This is a genomic window from Chitinophaga chungangae, from assembly GCF_017742215.1.
Taxonomy (GTDB): Bacteria; Bacteroidota; Bacteroidia; order Chitinophagales; family Chitinophagaceae; genus Chitinophaga; species Chitinophaga chungangae.
The window spans coordinates 185,460-204,650 of sequence record NZ_JAGHKP010000001.1 but is presented as its reverse complement, the minus strand read 5'-3'; the positions used below and the strand labels follow the sequence as shown (position 1 = coordinate 204,650).

The 19,191-nt window shown below is 54.3% G+C and carries 21 protein-coding genes; 11 read left to right on the top strand and 10 right to left on the bottom strand.

What is annotated here, in order from left to right; translation table 11 throughout:
- Positions 1-58: 58 nt before the first annotated feature.
- The gene (locus J7I43_RS00875; RefSeq protein WP_209142290.1) at positions 59-1,786 is read right to left on the bottom strand and encodes an ABC transporter ATP-binding protein; all 1,728 of its coding nucleotides are present in this window, start codon (positions 1,784-1,786) and stop codon (positions 59-61) included.
- Positions 1,783-2,553 carry an AMP nucleosidase gene (locus tag J7I43_RS00870; protein ID WP_209142288.1) on the bottom strand — a complete coding sequence of 257 codons (771 nt, stop codon included), beginning with the start codon at positions 2,551-2,553 and terminating at the stop codon, positions 1,783-1,785. The genes J7I43_RS00875 and J7I43_RS00870 overlap by 4 nt, the downstream gene beginning before the upstream one ends.
- A gap of 65 nt (positions 2,554-2,618) precedes the next feature.
- On the opposite strand from J7I43_RS00870, the gene J7I43_RS00865 reads away from it, so the two are divergent.
- The gene (locus J7I43_RS00865; RefSeq protein WP_209142286.1) at positions 2,619-3,119 is read left to right on the top strand and encodes a type I restriction enzyme HsdR N-terminal domain-containing protein; all 501 of its coding nucleotides are present in this window, start codon (positions 2,619-2,621) and stop codon (positions 3,117-3,119) included.
- 82 nt (positions 3,120-3,201) lie between these two features.
- Here the strand turns inward: J7I43_RS00865 and J7I43_RS00860 are convergent, their stop codons facing one another.
- The 4 genes from J7I43_RS00860 to J7I43_RS00845 form a co-directional block, all read right to left on the bottom strand.
- On the bottom strand, positions 3,202-4,638 hold the full coding sequence (locus J7I43_RS00860) for a Glu/Leu/Phe/Val family dehydrogenase (RefSeq protein ID WP_209142284.1): 1,437 nt from the start codon (positions 4,636-4,638) through the stop codon (positions 3,202-3,204).
- Between the two features lie 63 nt (positions 4,639-4,701).
- Entirely contained in the window at positions 4,702-4,956 is a 255-nt protein-coding gene (locus J7I43_RS00855; RefSeq protein WP_209142282.1) for a CcmD family protein, read from the bottom strand.
- Positions 4,949-5,614 carry a cytochrome c biogenesis protein CcsA gene (gene ccsA, locus J7I43_RS00850; protein ID WP_209142280.1) on the bottom strand — a complete coding sequence of 222 codons (666 nt, stop codon included), beginning with the start codon at positions 5,612-5,614 and terminating at the stop codon, positions 4,949-4,951. Before ccsA ends, J7I43_RS00855 begins: the two co-directional genes overlap by 8 nt.
- A 136-nt stretch (positions 5,615-5,750) precedes the next feature.
- Positions 5,751-6,413: a heme exporter protein CcmB gene (locus J7I43_RS00845; protein ID WP_209142278.1), complete on the bottom strand. Its 663-nt coding sequence runs from the start codon at positions 6,411-6,413 to the stop codon at positions 5,751-5,753.
- Positions 6,414-6,492: 79 nt separating this feature from the next.
- On the opposite strand from J7I43_RS00845, the gene accC reads away from it, so the two are divergent.
- Both accC and J7I43_RS00835 read left to right on the top strand, forming a co-directional pair.
- Positions 6,493-7,983 (top strand): acetyl-CoA carboxylase biotin carboxylase subunit, encoded by a 1,491-nt coding sequence (gene accC, locus J7I43_RS00840; RefSeq protein ID WP_209142276.1) that lies wholly within the window; start codon positions 6,493-6,495, stop codon positions 7,981-7,983.
- A gap of 84 nt (positions 7,984-8,067) precedes the next feature.
- Positions 8,068-8,547 (top strand): GtrA family protein, encoded by a 480-nt coding sequence (locus tag J7I43_RS00835; RefSeq protein ID WP_209142274.1) that lies wholly within the window; start codon positions 8,068-8,070, stop codon positions 8,545-8,547.
- On the opposite strand, the gene J7I43_RS00830 is transcribed toward J7I43_RS00835, so the two are convergent.
- Positions 8,525-9,124 carry a thymidine kinase gene (locus J7I43_RS00830; protein ID WP_209142272.1) on the bottom strand — a complete coding sequence of 200 codons (600 nt, stop codon included), beginning with the start codon at positions 9,122-9,124 and terminating at the stop codon, positions 8,525-8,527. The genes J7I43_RS00835 and J7I43_RS00830 overlap by 23 nt on opposite strands.
- Positions 9,125-9,214: 90 nt before the next feature.
- Here J7I43_RS00830 and J7I43_RS00825 point away from each other — a divergent pair, with 90 nt between their 5' ends.
- Positions 9,215-9,991 carry a hypothetical protein gene (locus tag J7I43_RS00825; RefSeq protein WP_209142270.1) on the top strand — a complete coding sequence of 259 codons (777 nt, stop codon included), beginning with the start codon at positions 9,215-9,217 and terminating at the stop codon, positions 9,989-9,991.
- On the opposite strand, the gene J7I43_RS00820 is transcribed toward J7I43_RS00825, so the two are convergent.
- A complete protein-coding gene (locus tag J7I43_RS00820; RefSeq protein ID WP_209142268.1) occupies positions 9,961-11,226 on the bottom strand; it encodes a 3-deoxy-D-manno-octulosonic acid transferase in 1,266 nt (421 codons plus the stop codon). The two genes, J7I43_RS00825 and J7I43_RS00820, sit on opposite strands and share 31 nt — an antisense overlap.
- Before the next feature lie 100 nt (positions 11,227-11,326).
- On the opposite strand from J7I43_RS00820, the gene J7I43_RS00815 reads away from it, so the two are divergent.
- Genes J7I43_RS00815 through rfbD form a run of 6 tightly spaced genes read left to right on the top strand, consistent with a single transcriptional unit; the run spans position 11,327 to position 17,213 of the window.
- Positions 11,327-12,454, top strand: coding sequence for a DegT/DnrJ/EryC1/StrS family aminotransferase (locus J7I43_RS00815; RefSeq protein WP_209142266.1), 1,128 nt, complete (start codon positions 11,327-11,329; stop codon positions 12,452-12,454).
- Positions 12,455-12,461: 7 nt separating this feature from the next.
- Positions 12,462-13,775 (top strand): UDP-glucose dehydrogenase family protein, encoded by a 1,314-nt coding sequence (locus J7I43_RS00810; RefSeq protein WP_209142264.1) that lies wholly within the window; start codon positions 12,462-12,464, stop codon positions 13,773-13,775.
- Between the two features lie 13 nt (positions 13,776-13,788).
- Positions 13,789-14,733 carry a UDP-glucuronic acid decarboxylase family protein gene (locus tag J7I43_RS00805; protein WP_209142262.1) on the top strand — a complete coding sequence of 315 codons (945 nt, stop codon included), beginning with the start codon at positions 13,789-13,791 and terminating at the stop codon, positions 14,731-14,733.
- Between the two features lie 6 nt (positions 14,734-14,739).
- A complete protein-coding gene (gene rfbB, locus J7I43_RS00800) occupies positions 14,740-15,795 on the top strand; it encodes a dTDP-glucose 4,6-dehydratase (protein ID WP_209142260.1) in 1,056 nt (351 codons plus the stop codon).
- On the top strand, positions 15,795-16,355 hold the full coding sequence (gene rfbC, locus J7I43_RS00795; protein WP_209142258.1) for a dTDP-4-dehydrorhamnose 3,5-epimerase: 561 nt from the start codon (positions 15,795-15,797) through the stop codon (positions 16,353-16,355). The genes rfbB and rfbC overlap by 1 nt, the downstream gene beginning before the upstream one ends.
- Before the next feature lie 6 nt (positions 16,356-16,361).
- Complete coding sequence (gene rfbD / locus J7I43_RS00790) at positions 16,362-17,213, top strand: dTDP-4-dehydrorhamnose reductase (protein ID WP_209142256.1); 852 nt, start codon at positions 16,362-16,364, stop codon at positions 17,211-17,213.
- Between the two features lie 14 nt (positions 17,214-17,227).
- On the opposite strand, the gene J7I43_RS00785 is transcribed toward rfbD, so the two are convergent.
- Positions 17,228-17,881 carry an ABC transporter ATP-binding protein gene (locus J7I43_RS00785; protein WP_209142254.1) on the bottom strand — a complete coding sequence of 218 codons (654 nt, stop codon included), beginning with the start codon at positions 17,879-17,881 and terminating at the stop codon, positions 17,228-17,230.
- Between the two features lie 101 nt (positions 17,882-17,982).
- On the opposite strand from J7I43_RS00785, the gene J7I43_RS00780 reads away from it, so the two are divergent.
- Positions 17,983-18,204, top strand: a complete 222-nt coding sequence (locus J7I43_RS00780) for a DUF2795 domain-containing protein (protein ID WP_012794455.1) — start codon at positions 17,983-17,985, stop codon at positions 18,202-18,204.
- 128 nt (positions 18,205-18,332) lie between these two features.
- Here the strand turns inward: J7I43_RS00780 and J7I43_RS00775 are convergent, their stop codons facing one another.
- Positions 18,333-19,145 carry an enoyl-ACP reductase FabI gene (locus J7I43_RS00775; RefSeq protein ID WP_209142252.1) on the bottom strand — a complete coding sequence of 271 codons (813 nt, stop codon included), beginning with the start codon at positions 19,143-19,145 and terminating at the stop codon, positions 18,333-18,335.
- Between the last annotated feature and the right edge of the window lie 46 nt (positions 19,146-19,191).

Here is a 19,191-nt window from a genome sequence, read left to right as displayed (position 1 = left end):
ATGAATGAATTTAAAGTGTGCAAAGGTACGGAATATAACATACTTTACGAAAAAAGGTTCACCGGCCCGGTATCGCCGCTATCAGCTCCCGCGTATAAGCGCTCCGGGGATGATGGTAAATCTCGCCCGCATGGCCGATCTCCTCGATCTTCCCCTTGTTCATCACCATCATCCGGTCGCTCATAAAATGCACGACGGATAAGTTATGTGAAATAAATATATACGTAAAATTAAACTCCTGTTGCAGCCTCGTGAGCAAATTCAGCACCTGCGCCTGCACGCTTACGTCCAGCGCGGAAACAGATTCGTCGCAGATAATGAACTCCGGGTTCACGGCCAGCGCCCGTGCGATCACTACCCTTTGCCGCTGCCCCCCTGAAAATTCGTGAGGGTAACGGTGATAATGTTCGGGAAGCAGGTTCACTTTTTCCAGCAGCTCCAGCACTTTTTCCTTCCTTGCCCGGTCGTCGCCGTACAGCCCGTGCACCTGCATCGGCTCCAGGATAGCCTGGCCCACAGTGAGACGGGGATTGAGGGAAGAATACGGGTCCTGGAAAATGAGCTGCATATGTTTGCGCATGCCGCGCATTTCTTTGGCGTTCAGGCTGCAGAGGTCTTTCCCGCGATACCGGATGCTTCCATGCGTAGGCTCTACCAGGCGCAGTAAAGTGCGGCTGAGCGTGGTTTTCCCGCAGCCGGATTCCCCCACCAGCCCCAGCGTTTCCCCTTCGCGCACTTCAAAGCTCACATCGTCTACCGCTTTGGTATAATTATGCACCCTTCCCAGCAGGCTGCGTTTGCCGGGAAACCAGGTGCTGAGGCCTTCCACTTTCAGCAGCGGCGGCCGGGTTTTCAGCAGTTCGTCCCGGGCCTGCTGCTCCGCTTCGGGCAATACCAGCGAGCGCACAAATGCGTCCACATCGGCGGCGCGGCCTTCGTCGGTAAAGTCCTTCACTACAGGCAACCGCCTCAGCCGCAGGTCCAGCGGGGGGCGACAAGCCAGCAGCCCTTTGGTGTAGGGGTGTTGCGGATGTTCGAAGATATCTTTCACAGCGCCTTCTTCCACGATCTCCCCTTTGTACATCACCGCCACCCGGCTGGCGATCTCCGCGATCACGCCAAGGTCGTGGGTGATGAAGATCACGCTCATGCCCAGCTCTTCCTGCAGCTCGCGCAGCAGGCCCAGGATGGTTTTCTGCACGGTAACGTCCAGCGCGGTAGTGGGCTCGTCCGCGATCAGCAGCCGCGGCCCGCAGGAGATCGCCATGGCGATCATCACGCGTTGTTTCTGCCCGCCGGACAATTCATGCGGGTATTTATCGTATGCTTCCCCGGGGCGCGGTATCCGCACCTTTTCGAATAAAGCGAGGGTTTGTTTTTTTGCCGCCGCTTCCGTGACTTTTTTATGCAGCCGGATCGCCTCGGCTACCTGCCGCCCGCAGGTGTGCAGCGGGTTCAGCGAGGTCATCGGCTCCTGGAAGATCATGGCTATTTCGTGCCCGCGATAGCTGCGAAGGGCCGCGGGCGGCAGTTTCAGTATGTCTACGGGCTGCCGGCCTTCAGGCTGGTAAAGGATCTGCCCGCCGCTGATATCGCCCGGCGCGGCAATGAGCCGCATCAGGCTGAGCGCGGTAACGGATTTGCCCGAGCCGGATTCGCCTACGATGCCAAGTATCTCGCCGGGCCGAACGTCCAGCGAAATGCCTTTCACGGCTGTTACCAGGCTGTTTTCCGTACGGAACGAAACTTCCAGGTTGCGGATGGATACGAGCGGTGCGGAACTCAAAAGCGCAGGTGTTTAACGGTTTGGTGACTGTTGATCAGGTTTTTGAGCGATTCGATCCCGATTTTCAGGTGACGTTCCACGTATTCGTTGGTCACTTTTTTATCGCTTTCCTCGGTTTTGACGCCTTCGGGCACCATTGGCTGGTCAGACACGAGCAGTAAAGCGCCGGTAGGTATCTTGTTATAAAAACCGACCGAAAAGATGGTGGCCGTTTCCATATCTATCGCCATGGTGCGGATGCGCTCCAGGTATTTTTTGAAATCGGCGTCGTGCTCCCATACGCGGCGGTTAGTGCTGTAGCAGGTACCGGTCCAGTAGTCGCAGCCGTATTCACGGATGGTGGTGGAGATCGCTTTCTGAAGGGCAAAAGCCGGCAGGGCGGGCACTTCGGCGGGGAAATAGTCGTTGGAAGTACCTTCTCCCCTGATGGCCGCGATGGGCAGGATCAGGTCGCCGATGGAATTTTTTTTCTTCAACCCGCCGCATTTGCCGAGAAACAGTACCGCCCTGGGCGAGATAGCACTTAACAAATCCATCACCGTGGCCGCGCCGGGGCTGCCCATCCCGAAATTGATGATGGTGATGTCTCCCGAGGTACAGCATTGCATAGGCCTGTCCACCCCAATGATCTTTGCATTGTTCCATTTGGCGAACATCGTCACGTAATTGGAAAAATTAGTGAGCAGGATATGCGAGCCGAAATTCTCGAGCTTCTCTCCTGTGTAGCGGGGAAGCCAATTAGCTACTATCTCTTCTTTCGTCTTCATAGCTTTTTGACAAGTGAATGTAATCTTTTTTCCCGAAAGCGCCGCGAGTTGCATAGTTTTACGATATGATCGCGATACAGTTCCCCCCGCATGATTTTAAGATCACCGCCAACAACGGACAGGAGATGATCTTCGACCCTTACCGGAAAAAATATGTGACCCTTACCCCCGAGGAATGGGTAAGGCAGAATTTCCTGAATTACCTCGTCAAAAGCCGCCGGTATCCCGGCGCGCTGCTGAGTATAGAAAAGGAAATGAACCTGGGCGAATTGAAAAAACGCTGCGACATCGTGGTGTACACCCGCGAAGCCGCCCCCTGGATGATCGTGGAGTGTAAAGAAATGGGCGTTCCGCTGGGGCAGCCGGTGCTGGAGCAGATCGTGCGTTACCATATGGCCCTGCCCGTGCCTTACCTGGTGATCACGAACGGCACCAATACCTGGTGCTGCAAACTGAACGCCGAAGCGGGCAGCTGGGAATTTGAGAACGATCTGCCGGATTACCCGCCGGTAACGCCGCCCGCGGAGCCGGAAATACCCTATCACCCGCCATTACCCGAGGCGTGAGACGACCCCGTGAGGAATATCCGAACGAAAAACGGCCAGGCATACACGCCCGGCCGTTTCCGCCTTTAAAAATAAAATAGGATCAGGGGAAAATGCCCAGCTGCTCGTACGCCACGCCCACCTTATCGATGGCGCAAACATACGCTGCCGTGCGCATATCCTTGATCTTCTTATGTTCGAGTGATTTCTCGCGTACTTCGTGCAGGGCGGTGATCATGGTCTCTTCCAGGCCGGAATATACCAGGTCTACCTCATCAGCGCCATGGGCGATGAATTTCCTTTCTTTTTCGGATACTTTTTTGCCGGTCAGTTCTTCGATCTGGCCAAGGATGTGCACATTCATGTTTTCGTCGAAACGTTTGCCGAGGCGGCCGTAACGCACATGGCTGAGGTTTTTCAGCCATTCGAAATAAGAAACGGTCACGCCGCCCGCGTTGAGGAACATGTCCGGCACTACGATCACGCCTTTTTTGGCGAGAATTTCGTCTGCTTCGGGCGTTATCGGGCCGTTAGCGGCTTCGCCGATGATCTTGGCCTTCACGCGCGGGGCGTTTTCCTCATGGATCACGTTTTCAAGCGCGGCGGGAATGAGGATGTCGCATTCCAGCTCGAGGCCGTCGGTATTCTTTTTGAGGGTTTTGGATCCGGGGAAGCCGGTGATGGAACCGGTTTCGTTGCGGTGTTTCAGCACGGCGTCCGGGTCCATGCCTTTCGAGTTAAAAATGGCGCCATCGTATTCGATGAGGCCGATGATCTTAGCGCCGGCTTCGTGGAAGTATTTGGCGGCATGGTAACCTACGTTGCCCATCCCCTGCACCACTACGGTTTTACCTTCGATGCCGGGCTCCAGGCCGAGTTTTTTCATATCGTCTTTTACATTGCACAGCTCGCGCAGGCCGTAGAACACGCCGAGGCCGGTGGCTTCTTTACGGCCGCGAACGCCGCCCATGGGCAGGGGTTTGCCGGTCACGCAGCCGTAACCGTCGATCTCACCGGGGCGGAGGCTCATGTACGTATCGAGTATCCAGCTCATTTCGCGTTCGCCGGTGCCATAATCGGGCGCGGGCACGTCGATGCCGGGGCCGATGAAATTTTTCTTCACCAGTTCCGCGGTATAACGGCGGGTAATGGCTTCCAGCTGAAAAGGGGTGTAGTTGCGGGGATTGATCTTGATGCCGCCTTTCGCGCCGCCGAAGGGCACGTTTACGATGGCGCATTTGTAGGTCATGAGCGCGGCGAGGGCCATCACTTCGTCCTGGTTCACTTCTTCGCTGAAACGGATGCCGCCTTTGCAGGGCAGCTTGTGGTGGGAGTGCTGTACCCGGTACGCCTCGATTACGTCGATACTGTCCCCTACTCTTACCGGGAATTTAATGCGGTATACGGCGTTACAGGCTTTGATCTGTTCCAATATCCCTTTGTCCCACTTGGTGAACTGAGCGGCTTTGTCGAAGCTCATTTCCACGCTGTGGAAAAAGTTATAGTGCTGTTCTTGCGTCAGCGCTTTTACTTTAGCCATAAAAAACGGTTTAGATATGTTGTTTTGGTGTTGTTGTAAGCAGGGTCTGTAAAATGCCGGTCTTTATTCTTTCTCGAGTTTGGTCAGCCGCCGGTCCAGCCGTACAAGGTATAATATGACAAAAATAAAAATGATCACGAGAAGGCCTACCACTACGTAGATCTTATCGTTGCTGCGGAAAAATTCGTTGACGGGGCCTGTTTCTGTGTTCTGCTGCTGAACGGTTTCGGTAACGGCAAGCGCCGTGTCCTGCCCGAAAACGCTGGTAAGGGACAACATCAGGCAGGTGAAAACGAGGTATGAAAGTCTTTTAGCCATGAAGAATATTTTTAAGCACTAATCTTTTGTAGCGGTTCCGTAAAGTATAGATCCAGATGCCGAGCAGCGTCCAGCCGATGAAGGCGGGCCAGAGCACCATGCGGATGGTGCCGGCGGTGTCCTGCGAGCTGAAACCGGGGCTGCTGGCGCTGCCGGGGTGAAGGGATTCCACCATTCTCGGGATGATATACGTCAGCGGGATCAGCAATGCGAAGGCGAAAACGTTGAAAATGGCGGATACGCGGGCTCTTTTGTCCAGGTCGGTGAACGAGAGGCGCAGCACGAGATAGGCCATGTAGATGGTCAGCGCGATGGCGGTGGTCATCTGTTTGGGATCGTTCACGATGGTGCCGCCCCAGGTGTAGGTGCTCCACAACATGCCGGTGGCGAAGCCCATCAGCCCGAACAGCACGCCGATGCTGCTGGCGCTGGAAGCCCTGATATCTCTCCGGAGGTCGTTGGTAGCCAGGTACCATACGGAATTTACGACGGAAATCGTGAAGAGCGTGTACATGCTCATCCACATGGGCAGGTGAAAGAAGATGCCCCTGATTGCCTGCAGGTTATTGCCTATAGAAGGCACGCGAACGAGAAAACCTCCGATGATGACATAGAGGAGGATAAGGACGCAGGCGATTTTCCACCAGTTTTTAGCCATTATTCAATTGAAATATGTGGGGGCAAACCTACACGATTTAACGTTAACGACAAAGCAATCCGCCGATTTTGACGTTCGTGCAACAGCACCCCGGATCATTGAAAAACCTATACCCCGGAAGGGTATTTTTTAAATTTTATTCTTTCCAGAGGAAAGGGAAAAGTATCAGCGCCAGCGCAATCACCAGCACATCCATGCCCGCCAGCAGCAAAAACATGCCTGCCAGGCCCGGCTGCACCACCGGTGCGAAGGCGCTTTGAGCGATATTGCTCAGCAGCATCAGGATGGGCATGATGAGCGGGAAACCCATGATCGCCATCAGCGCGGCGTTCTGGCTGGCCTGCGCGGCAATCGCCGCCAGCATGGTAAACAACAGGGAAAGACTGATGCCCCCCAGCAATACCACCCCCAGGAAATACAGCCCGTGCATGAGCGGGTTGCCCAGGAACAGGATGCAGCATACCAGCGTGACCACGCTGAAAACCGTCATCAACAGCACATTATAGATCAATTTGGCCGTAATGAAATAACGCGGATGCACCAACGAATAAAAATACAGCAGCCTTCCCCGGCTTTCCTGCAAAAAACTTTTCGCTACGGCATTGACGCATACGAACAGCTGCACCACCCAGAACATGGCGTTCCATATCTTGTCTTCCGGCTCTTTCACCATCAGGTTGATCACGAACATGGTGGAGAACACATACAGCAGTATGCCGAACAGGGCATGCCGCTGCCGCCATTCCAGCACCAGGTCTTTTTTTACGAGCGCAACGATCTGCGATAACGGACTTTTCACGCATGCAAAGATAACTTTGCCCGGCGAAATTGAAATCCATTAACTTTAGCGCTTTATTCAACCAGCGATTCAGACACCAATGAAGAAGATCGTAGTAGCCAACCGGGGCGAAATTGCCCTCCGCGTGATGCGCTCAGCCAGGGAAATGGGCATAAGCACCGTAGCTGTTTATTCGGAAGCGGACCGCACCATGCCGTTCGTGCAGTATGCAGACGAGGCCGTTTGCATCGGCCCCGCCCCTTCCAGCCAGAGTTATCTCCTGGGGAGCAGGATCATCGAAGTGGCGAAACAGCGCGGGGCGGACGCCATCCACCCCGGCTACGGCTTCCTCAGCGAAAACGCCGCTTTTGCCAAAGCGGTTACCGACGCGGGCCTCATCTTCATCGGCCCTTCCGCCGCCTCCATCGAGGTAATGGGCAGCAAACTCGCCGCCAAACAGGCCGCCCAGCAATTCGGCGTGCCCATGGTGCCCGGCACCGAAACGCCGCTGCGCAGCATCGAAGAAGCCCGCGAAGTGGTGAAAAAGACCGGTTTCCCGATCCTGATCAAAGCATCCGCCGGCGGCGGCGGCAAAGGCATGCGCGTGGTGCAGCAGGAAAACGAACTGGAAGAACAGGTTCGGCTCGCCAAAAGCGAAGCCCTCAGCGCCTTTGGCGACGACGCCGTTTTCATTGAAAAATACGTGACCGCCCCGCGGCATATCGAAATACAGGTGCTGGGCGACCAGCACGGCAATTGCGTGTACCTTTTCGAAAGGGAATGTTCCATCCAGCGGCGCCACCAGAAATTGATCGAAGAAGCGCCTTCTTCCGTACTTACTCCCGCCATCCGCAAAGCCATGGGCGAATGCGCGGTGAACGTGGCCCGCGCCTGCAATTATTACGGCGCCGGCACAGTGGAGTTCCTGGTAGACGATACCCTGAATTTTTATTTCCTCGAAATGAATACCCGCCTGCAAGTGGAGCACCCCGTTACCGAAATGATCACCGGGCTTGATCTGGTGAAGGAACAGATCCGCATTGCAGACGGGGGGAAACTGCCCTTCACGCAGGACGATCTGCATATCAACGGTCACGCCATCGAGCTGCGCATTTGCGCGGAAGACCCCACCAATAACTTTCTGCCCGACACCGGGAAGCTGGAAACGTATATCCGTCCCCAGGGTTACGGGGTACGGGTAGACGATGGTTATGAAGAAGGCATGGACATCCCTATTTTCTACGACCCGATGATCTCTAAACTGATCGCCTGGGGCGCCAACCGGGAAGAAGCGCGGGAAAGGCTGATCAGGGCGATAGAGGAATACCGTGTAACGGGCGTCCGCACCACGCTGCCGTTCGGCAAATGGGCCCTGCAGCAGGCGCCGTTCATCGAAGGGAAATTCGACACGAACTTCATCGCCAAATATTTCACGCCGCAGTCGCTGGAAAACAAAAACGAAGAGACCGCCCGGGCGGCCGCCATCCTTGCCGCGCAGCTGTGGCAACAAGCCGCCAAACCGGCCGCCGCGCAGGCTCCCACGGCTGTTACCGCCACCTCAAAATGGAAATCGAGGAAAACGATGCGGTAAACGCAGGAACATTATAACGATGTTAAAATCCACCCGCCGTATGTCATTTTTAAGAATACGTTTGTAGATTTGCTGCGTTTTTCGATGAAACAGCTGATTCTCAATATCCTGGCATTTTTTTACACGCCTTTCGCGAAAATAATGCCCTTTCAGACCTTCCGCTACCTCGCCTGCGGGGGCGGCAACACGGCGCTGGACATTCTCCTGTTCTTCATCAGCTACAACTTTATTCTCCGCCAGCAGATGGTGCACCTGCCTTTTATCACCATCAGCCCGTATATCGCGGCGCTCATCATGGCGTTCTTCGTCAGTTTCCCGACGGGTTTCCTGCTCAATAAATATATTGTCTTCTCAGATTCCAATCTCCGCGGAAGAGTGCAGCTGGTGCGGTATTTTATACTGGTGGGCGTTTGCCTGCTGCTGAATTACGTATGTATGAAACTGTTCGTGGAGTACTGCTATTTCTATCCGACCATCGCCAAGATGCTCACCACCGTTATCGTGGTTTGTTTCAGCTACATCACCCAGAAAAAATTCACGTTCAAAGTGAAGGTGGAACCTTAGCCGGCAATTCATCTCCTTTATTATAACATACCCGGCAGCGCGGCTCGTACAGGTCGGTTTCCCCGAGCAGCACCGGATGTTTGTCCTTGCTTTTACGGTAAGAATGCGTGGCGATATTGCCGCATTGCACGCAAATGGCGTGCAGTTTCGTGATATATTCCGCTTTGGCCAGCAGCGCGGGAATGGGGCCGAAAGGCGCTCCCTGGAAATTCATGTCCAGCCCCGCAACGATAACCCTGATGCCCGCAAGGGCCAGCTGGTCGCACACATTGGGCAGCTCCATGTCAAAAAACTGCGCCTCGTCGATGCCCACTACATCCACCCCCTGCCCCAGCAGCAGGATCTGCTGGGAGCTGTCCACCGGGGTAGACATGATCCTGTTTTCGTTGTGCGATACGATCTGTTCCTCATCATAACGGGTATCCATGGCCGGTTTAAAGATTTCCACGCTCAGGTTGGCGAACCGCGCGCGTTTCAGCCGCCGGATCAGCTCCTCCGTTTTGCCGGAGAACATGGAGCCGCAGACCACTTCTATCCACCCGCGGCGACCTCCCGTAAGAGAAGGTTCAATAAACATATTATAGTATTTTGATTATTAAGTTGTTAAAAAAAGTATAACTTAGTGCAATTAAAATAATTTCTATCAGACGGCGTTAACAATTAAGGCATGGAAAAGATAAGTGCATTAATTGACAAACTGCAGGAACTGAAAAATTCAGCTGCCGGTTTGCAAACCATATCCTACTACACGCAGTTGCTGCAGGCGGAGATCCTCCACCAGCGCAATCTGCAGAAACAGCAGGAGCTCAGGGGCAACGGTCACGTGGCCGTGATCATGCCCGCGCATGTGCCTGTTGTGGAAAGACAGGCCGCTCCGCCCGTACCTCCGCCGCAGGAAATACCCGCGCCGGAAAAGGCTCAGCCTCCCGTCCAGGAAAAGGTGCTGCAAGCCAACGGTTACGCGCCGGACCGCGTGCCGGTAAAACCCGCGCGCCCGGAAGAAAGGCCTTCCGCCACGCTCTTCGACCCTCCCCCTCCCGTTCAGCCCAAACCCGCCGAACCGCAGCAAACGCAGCCGAAACAGCCCGCGGAACATGCCAACGGCATCCGCAAGGAGCTCAACGACCTTGTCGGCAAACAGGCGCCCTCGTTGAACGACAAGCTCCGCAAAGAAAATCTTGAAGTGGGTGAAAAACTCGGCGGCATCGGCATAAAAGATCTTCGCGGCGCCATCGGCATCAACGACAAATTCCTGTTCATACAGGAACTGTTCCGCGGCGATAAAGACATGTACGAGCGTTCGCTCAAGACCATCAACGAATCCGCCTCCCTGCAGGACGCGGAATACTGGATCGAGCGCGAGCTGAAGATCAAGCTGGGCTGGGATGAATCAGACCATGCGGTGAGCCAGTTCTACTCCCTCGTGAGAAAACGTTTTTCCTGAATGTAACGAATGATCTTGTCTGTGGCGCCCTGGTTCTCCTCCACGAAGCGCCCGGCTATTTCCGACGCCTGCCCGTAATAGTAGGGGTCTTTGAGCGCATCCACGGCCCGGGTGAGCTCCGCTGCGTTGTGCACCACTATTGCGCCGCGCGTTTGCACCAGCGTTTCCGCTTCGAGAAACTGGTGGAAGATGGGGCCGATGATCACCGGTTTGCCGTAAGTGGCCGGTTCCAGCAGGTTATGAATGCCGTCTTTCCCGAAACCGCCGCCCACGTAGGCGATGCGGCCATAACGGTACAATGCGGAAAGCATCCCCACATTATCGATGATCAATACGGACGCGTTCCCCGCCTCGCTTGCGGCGAGCGCTGAATATTTTACGGCGTCGGGGAAAAGATTTTTTACGCCCGCGATATGCGCGGGGGTAACCTCGTGCGGGGCCAAGATCAGCTGACGGCCATCGCGGCCGCCGCCATACCACCATTCCGCCAGCACTTTTTCGTCTGCTTCCCAAGTGCTGCCCGCCACCAGTACATTTTCGAGCGTTATGAATTTTTCAATTTCCGGGAGGGCAACGGGATGCCGGCGAAGCTGCCATACCCGGTCGAACCGCGTATCTCCCGCCACCGTCACCTGGTCGATACCATGATTGTGCAGCAGGTGCAGCGAAGCCTCGTTCTGCACAAAAAGCCGGTCCATCCGCTCCAGCAGCCCTCTGAAGAGGCCGCCGTACCATTTGAAGAACACCTGCCCGTGACGGAAAACGCCGGAAATGAGGATCACAGGGATCTTCCGGCTGTACATGCCCTGGAAATAATGCACCCAGAACTCGTATTTGATGAATATGGCGAGGGACGGTTGTACGATATCGAGAAATTTGCGGGCATTGGCGGGCGTGTCCAGCGGGAGGTAACATACATGGTCCGCCCCGGGATAATCTTTCCGTACTTCGTACCCGGAGGGCGAAAAAAAGGTCAGCAGGATGCGCAGGCCGGGATATTCCTTCCGGATGGCTTCCAGCACGGGCCTTCCCTGCTCAAATTCCCCGAGCGAGGCGGCGTGTACCCAAAGCACCGGTCCACTTCCTTTAAAAGCCGCTTCCAGGGCGGGCCAGGGGTTTTTACGGCCATTTAGCCACAATTGCGCCTTTTTATTCCCGCCAATACCCGCCACCAGGCCCAAAACCGCCCGGTAAAGCCGGATGCCCACGTTATAGAAAAAAATCGATAAACTCACGGAATTGATAATTAACCCAATAAATCGAATGCTTGGCAAAGATAGTCCCTACACCTATCCCAAAATTTGTAAATTTGCGAACTCAAAAAAGTTATCCTTCATGGTTCCTATTCAAATGGTGGATCTGAAACGCCAGTACAGCAAAATTAAACCGCAGGTAGACGCAGCTATTCAGGATGTGCTGGAAAGTGCCGCCTTTATTAACGGAGCCCCCGTACAACAGTTTTCGCAGGAACTGGGCCAATATCTTGGCACCAAACATGTTATACCCTGCGCGAACGGCACCGACGCGCTCCAGATAGCCATGATGGCCTTGGGCCTGGAGCCCGGCGACGAGGTGATCACGCCTTCCTTTACCTTTATCGCCACCGCGGAGGTGATCGCCCTGCTGCGGCTCAAACCTGTGTTCGTAGACATCGACCCGAAAACATACTGCATTGATCCGCAAGCCATTGAAAAGGCCATCACGCCCAAAACGAAGGCTATTGTGCCGGTGCACCTGTACGGGCACAGCGCAGACATCGAGGCGATCATGGACATTGCGCGGAAACATAACCTGTACGTGATAGAAGACAATGCCCAGGCCATCGGCAGCCACTATACGAAGAAAGACGGCACTACCAAAAAAGTAGGCACTTTCGGGCATATCGGCTGCACCTCCTTTTTCCCCAGCAAAAACCTGGGCTGTTATGGAGACGGCGGCGCGCTGTTCACCGACGACGACGCCCTGGCCGCGAAGATCAGGATCATCGCCAATCACGGTCAGACCCAGCGTTATTACCACGACGCGGTGGGCGTGAACAGCAGATTGGACACGCTGCAGGCTGTAGTGCTCCGCATCAAGCTGCAATTACTCGATCAATATATCGCTTCCAGAAGGGAAGTCGCCAACGCTTATGACACTGCCTTTGCCAACGTTCCGCAGATCATAACGCCGTACCAGGCGCCAAACCAGCTGCATGTTTTCCATCAGTACACCCTCCAGCTGGAAGGGGCTGACCGCAATGCGCTCCAGGCCTACCTGGCAGAAAAACAAGTGCCGTCCATGATCTATTACCCCGTTCCGGCGCACCGTCAGAAAATGTTCGAAGGCATGACCGAGCTTAACATGCACCTGCCCGTAACAGACAACCTGACCGGGAAAGTCATTTCCCTGCCCATCCATACGGAAATGGATCGTGACCAGCTAGACCATATCATTTATTCGATCAAATCATTTTTAAACTAGCCCCCGCATGAAAATTACTGTAGTAGGCACCGGATACGTAGGACTCGTTACCGGTACCTGTTTTGCCGAAACCGGCAACGATGTGACCTGCGTAGACATAGATGTCAACAAAGTCAACAAACTCTCCTCCGGCCAGATCACGATCTACGAGCCCGGACTGGAAAAATTATTCGAGCGCAACCTGAAAGAAGGGCGCCTGCATTTCACCAACAACCTCGAAGAAGGCATCCGTGAAGCGGCCGTGATCTTCCTGGCATTGCCCACGCCTCCCGGCGAAGACGGTTCAGCCGATCTCTCTTACATCCTGGGAGTGGCCGACCAATTGGGCAAGATCCTGAAAGATTACAAAGTGATCGTAGACAAAAGCACGGTGCCTGTAGGTACGGCAGACAAGGTGCATGCAGCCATCGCGAAAAACGCGACCGTGGAATTCGATGTGGTGAGCAACCCCGAATTCCTCCGTGAAGGCGTGGCCGTGGAAGATTTCATGAAACCGGACCGCGTGGTGATCGGCACCCAGTCAGACAGGGCGCGCAAGATCATGGGCGACCTGTATGCGCCTTTCGTGCGCCAGGGCAACCCGGTGATCTACATGGACGAAAAATCCGCCGAGCTGACCAAATACGCAGCCAACTCCTTCCTCGCCACCAAGATCTCCTTCATGAACGAGATCGCGATACTGTGCGAAAAGCTGGGCGCGGATGTGGACATGGTGCGCCGCGGCATCGGCAGCGACGACCGCATCGGCAAACGTTTCCTGTTCCCCGGCATCGGTTACGGCGGCAGCTGTTTCCCGAAAGACGTACAGGCGCTCGTGAAATCGTCACAGGAAGCCCGCTACGATTTCAGGATACTGGAAGCGGTAATGGACGTGAACGAAAAACAGAAACTGTTCCTCATTCCCAAGATCGAAGCATATTTCGGCAACAACCTGAAAGGGAAACATTTCGCGCTGTGGGGCCTGGCCTTTAAACCGAATACGGACGACATCCGCGAAGCGCCCGCCCTGTACATCATCGATGCGCTTACGGCGGCAGGCGCCACCGTTACCGCTTTCGACCCCGAAGCGATGCCGAACGTAAAACAGGTAGTGGGCGACAAGATCAAATTCGCGGAGCACCAGTACGAAGCGCTGGAAGGCGCGGACGCGCTGATCATCGCCACGGAATGGAGCGTATTCCGCACGCCGGACTTCGACAAGATCCAAAGCATCCTGAAAAATAAGACCATCTTCGACGGCCGCAATCTTTTTGAAGTGCCGCGCATGGAAGAGCTCGGTTTCCACTACGAAAGCGTAGGCCGCCTGGCGGTGAAACGTTAAACTCAAAAGAACTATGACAAAAAAACGTATACTGATCACCGGTGCCGCCGGATTTCTCGGCTCCCACCTTTGCGACCGCTTCATCAAGGAAGGTTATCATGTTATCGGCATGGACAACCTGCTGACGGGCAATATCAAAAACATCGAGCACCTTTTCCCGCTCAAGGAATTTGAATATTACCATCACGACGTGACCAAGTTCGTGCATGTGCCTGGCGAGCTGGATTATATCCTGCATTTCGCTTCTCCCGCGAGCCCCATCGATTACCTGAAAATGCCCATCCAGACCCTGAAAGTGGGATCGCTGGGCACGCATAACCTGCTGGGCCTCGCCAAATCGAAGAAAGCGCGCATCCTGGTGGCTTCCACTTCGGAAGTATACGGTGATCCGAACGTACATCCGCAAACCGAGGAATACTGGGGCAATGTAAACCCCGTAGGCCCGCGCGGCGTGTACGACGAAGCCAAACGTTTCATGGAATCCATCACCATGGCCTATCATAATTTCCATGGCGTGGAAACCCGCATCATCCGTATCTTCAACACATACGGCCCGCGCATGCGCCTCGACGACGGCCGCGCCCTGCCCGCCTTTATGAGCCAGGCCCTCACCGGCCAGGACCTCACGGTGTTCGGCGACGGTTCGCAAACACGTTCTTTCTGTTACGTGGCCGATCTCGTGGAAGGCATTTACCGCCTGCTGCTGAGCGATTACCACATGCCCGTGAACATCGGGAACCCCGCGGAGATCAGCCTGCTGCAGTTCGCGGAAGAGATCATTGCCCTCACCGGTACCAAACAGAAGATCGTTTTCCATCCCTTGCCTAAAGACGATCCGAAACAAAGAAAACCCGACATTACCAAAGCAAAGGAACTGCTGGGCTGGGAACCGAAAGTGGACCGCAAAGAAGGATTAAGGATCACCTACGAATATTTCAAACAGGCACTGGGAAAATAAACTCTCATGAAAAAAACATTACTGATCACAGGGGGAGCCGGTTTTATCGGCTCCCATGTGGTAAGGTTATTTGTTAACAAATACGCCGATTACACCATTGTGAATGGAGATGCGCTCACTTACGCCGGCAATCTCGAAAATCTCGCCGACGTAAAAGGCCGTTCCAACTACATTTTCGAGAAGGCAGACATCACCGACGAAAACGCCGTGAACGCCCTTTTCGAAAAATACCGCTTCGACGGCGTGATCCATCTCGCTGCCGAAAGCCATGTAGATCGCTCCATTCTCGACCCGCTCGCATTCATTAAAACCAACGTGCTGGGCACCGCCGTGCTGCTCAATGCCGCGCGCCAATACTGGAAAGACGATATGGAGAACAAACGTTTCTATCATGTGTCTACCGACGAAGTGTACGGCTCTCTCGGCGAGGAAGGATTTTTTACGGAAGAGACCGCGTACGATCCGCGTTCCCCCTACTCCGCTTCCAAAGCCAGTTCAGACCATTTCGTGAAAGCGTATTACCACACCTATCACCTGCCCGTGGTGCTGAGCAACTGCTCCAACAACTACGGCTCTCATCACTTCCCCGAGAAGCTGATCCCGCTGGCGATCCACAACATCAAAAACAACAAGCCCGTGCCCGTGTACGGCAAAGGCGAAAACGTGCGCGACTGGCTGTTCGTGGAAGACCATGCCCGGGCCATCGATACCATTTTTCACAACGGCCGTCTTGGAGAAACCTACAATATTGGCGGGTTCAACGAATGGAAAAATATCGACCTCATCCGCCTGCTGTGCAAAGTGATGGACCGCAAACTGGGACGTGAGGAAGGTTCTTCCGAAAAACTCATCACCTTTGTAAAAGACAGGGCGGGGCACGACCTCCGTTACGCCATCGACGCCACCAAGCTCAACAAAGAACTGGGCTGGGCGCCCAGCCTTCAGTTCGAAGAAGGGCTGGAAAAAACCGTAAATTGGTATCTGGACAACGAAGAATGGCTACAGCACGTAACCAGCGGCGCTTATCAACAATATTACAAAGAACAATACCAGCAACGATAATGCCCTTTAAAGCAACCGGAATACCCGATCTTCTCGTTTACGAGCCCAAAGTGCATGGAGACGAAAGAGGATATTTTTTTGAAAGCTACAACGCCAATACTTTTCACGACGAGGGTATCGATATCCGGTTCGTGCAGGACAACCAGGCCCGTTCCTCCTATGGCGTGCTGCGCGGCCTGCATTTTCAACTGGCGCCTTATGCGCAAACTAAATTGATCCGTGTGCTGGAAGGACGCATTCTCGATGTGGTGGTAGATCTCCGTACCGGCTCACCTGCTTACGGAATGGTACATTCCATCGAATTGTCCGCCGAGAACAAGTTACAATTGCTGGTGCCGCAGGGTTTCGCGCACGGGTATTCCGTGCTGAGCCCTACCGCGGAAGTAATGTACAAATGCGACAATTTTTACAATAAAGCCAGCGAAGGCGGCATTCTTTACAACGACCCGGCTTTGGCCATCGACTGGGGCATCCCGGCCGGGAAGGCCGTAGTGTCTGAAAAAGACAAGGTATTGCCACTTTTCGCGGACGTTCAACATAATTTTATTTTTCAGCAATAAACGAATATGAAACATATCCTGGTAACAGGCGCCAACGGCCAACTGGGTCAGGCGCTGCGATCCGCGGCCTCGCAGTATCCCGGTTTCGAACTGATCTATACGGGCAGGGACGAATTGGACATTACCGATGCCGCGGCGGTGAACGCGTTCTTTGAAAGCCGGCAGATAGACGCCGTGATCAACTGTGCTGGTTATACGGCTGTTGACAAAGCGGAACAGGATGAAGAAGCCGCCTTCCTATTGAACTTCCAGGCGCCGCTGATCCTCGCCGAAGCCGCCGCGCAGCACAACAGCGCGTTCGTACAGGTTTCCACGGATTATGTTTTCGACGGCCGGGGCAACCGGCCTTATACCGAAAAAGACGAAACGTCCGCCCAGAGCGTATACGGGGCGTCCAAACTGCGCGGGGAAGCCGCTGTGCTGGGTTACCATCCCAACGCCATTATCGTACGCACGTCCTGGCTGTATTCCCGCACCGGCGTCAACTTTGTGCTGCGCATGCAGGAGCTGATGAAGGAAAGGGAAAGCCTGAACGTGGTGTTCGACCAGACCGGTACCCCTACTTACGCGCCCGACCTGGCGCATGCCATTCTCACGATCCTGGGACATCCTTCCCTGGCCGAAGGCGGCATTTACCACTACAGCAACGAAGGCGTGGCCAGCTGGTACGATTTTGCCATGGCCATAAAGGAGCTTACGGGGTCCAAATGCGCGGTCAATCCCATTACTTCAGACCAATACCCCACACCGGCGCAAAGACCGGCTTACAGCGTCTTAAACAAGGAAAAGATCAAATCGGTTTTCGGGCTGGAGATTCCCTATTGGAAAGACAGTTTGGCAGTTTGCCTCGGCAAATAAGCCTGCCGGCGCTTTCAACTGACTATTTTCCCGTCTTTCATCACGAGCTGGCGGTCGCTGAGCGTGGCCAGCTCTTCATTATGGGTTACGATGATGAAGGTTTGGCGGAACTGGTCGCGCAATTGCAGGAAAAGCTGGTGCAGCTCCCTGGCGTTGCGGGAATCGAGGTTGCCCGTAGGCTCGTCTGCCATGATCACCGCGGGGCTGTTGATCAGCGCCCTGGCTACGGCCACGCGTTGCTGCTCGCCCCCGGAAAGCTCCCTGGGCCGGTGGTCCATCCGGTCTTTCAGCCCCAGCGTTTCCAGCAGGTATTCCGCCCGCTCTTTTACCGCAGCTTTCTTTGCGCCGGCAATGAAACCCGGAATGCTCACGTTTTCGAGCGCGTTGAATTCCGGCAGCAAGTGGTGGAACTGGAAAATGAAGCCGATATGGCGGTTCCGGAAATCCGCCAGACGCTTGCCCTGCAAACCGCCGGTAGGTATGCCGTTGATGGTGATCTCCCCGCCGGTAGGACTGTCCAGCGTTCCCAGGATGTGCAGCAGCGTGCTTTTGCCAGCGCCGGACGAACCAACGATGGTAACGATCTCTCCTTTACTGACAGAAATGTCCACTCCTTTCAGTACCTGAAGGTTGGAATAATTTTTGGTAACATTGCGAGCAGTTAACATAGCCGAAACGAAGTAAATTAGCCGTTAAAATAGTAATAGTTGTTTATTTCAAATTAAATAATACTTTTGCGAAAATTTGGAAAAGTAAAAATTTATATACGATGTACTGGACCTTAGAATTGGCCTCATACCTGGAGGATGCTCCATGGCCAGCCACAAAAGACGAACTCATAGATTACGCCATCCGTTCCGGTGCACCCATCGAAGTTATCGAAAACCTGCAGGAACTGGAGGATGAGGGTGAAATTTATGAAGGCATAGAGGATATCTGGTCTGATTATCCGTCGCAAGACGACTTCTTCTTCAACGAAGACGAATATTAGTCCCGCCCCGCTACGCCCCGCATTTATTTCCGTCCTCAGCGTTTTGCCTATGCTGAAAAAAATTAAACCGTCCTGGTAAACACTACCGGGACGGTTTTTATTTTTCTGGCCTGAGCCTTTCCTGAACTTTATTCGCCCATGGATTCGATCACGGACTGCGATACGCCGGTGAAGGAGAAACCGCCGTCGTGGAACAGGTTCTGCATGGTAACCATACGGGTGTAGTCGGAGAACAGCGTTACGGTGTAATCCGCGCATTGGTCTGCGGAAGCGTTGCCCAGCGGGCTCATTTTTTCGGCGTAGCTGATGAAGTCGCCAAAGCCTTTTACGCCGCTGCCCGCGGTGGTCCTGGTGGGAGACTGTGAAATGGTGTTGATGCGCACTTTCTTTTTCACGCCGTAGTGGTAGCCGAAGCTGCGGGAAATGGATTCCAGCATGGATTTGGCATCGGCCATATCGCTGTAATCGGGGAATACGCGCTGTGCGGCGATGTACGTGAGCGCCACTACGGAGCCCCATTCGTTGAGGGCGTCCAGCTTGTAGGCGGTTTGCAGCACGCGGTGGAGAGACATGGCGGAGATGTCGAGCCCTTTATGGAAAAAGTCGTAATCGAGGTCGGTATAGGGTTTGCCTTTTCTTACGTTCACGCTCATACCAATGGAATGCAGCACAAAATCGATCTTTCCGCCGAAGTGCTCCATGGATTTGGTGAAGAGATTGCTCAGGTCGTCCATGCTGGTGGCATCAGCCGGTATTACCGGGGCTTTGCAGGTTTCAGCCAGCTTGTTGATCTCACCCATGCGCAGTGCGATAGGCGCATTGGTCAGCACGATCTGGGCGCCTTCTTCCACGCAGCGCACCGCGGTTTTCCAGGCTATGGAATTTTCGTCCAGCGCGCCAAAGATGATACCTTTCTTCCCTTGTAATAAGTTGTGGGCCATTGATTAAAATTTGGGCAAATTTAGTAGTTAAAGTCGAAAATTGAAA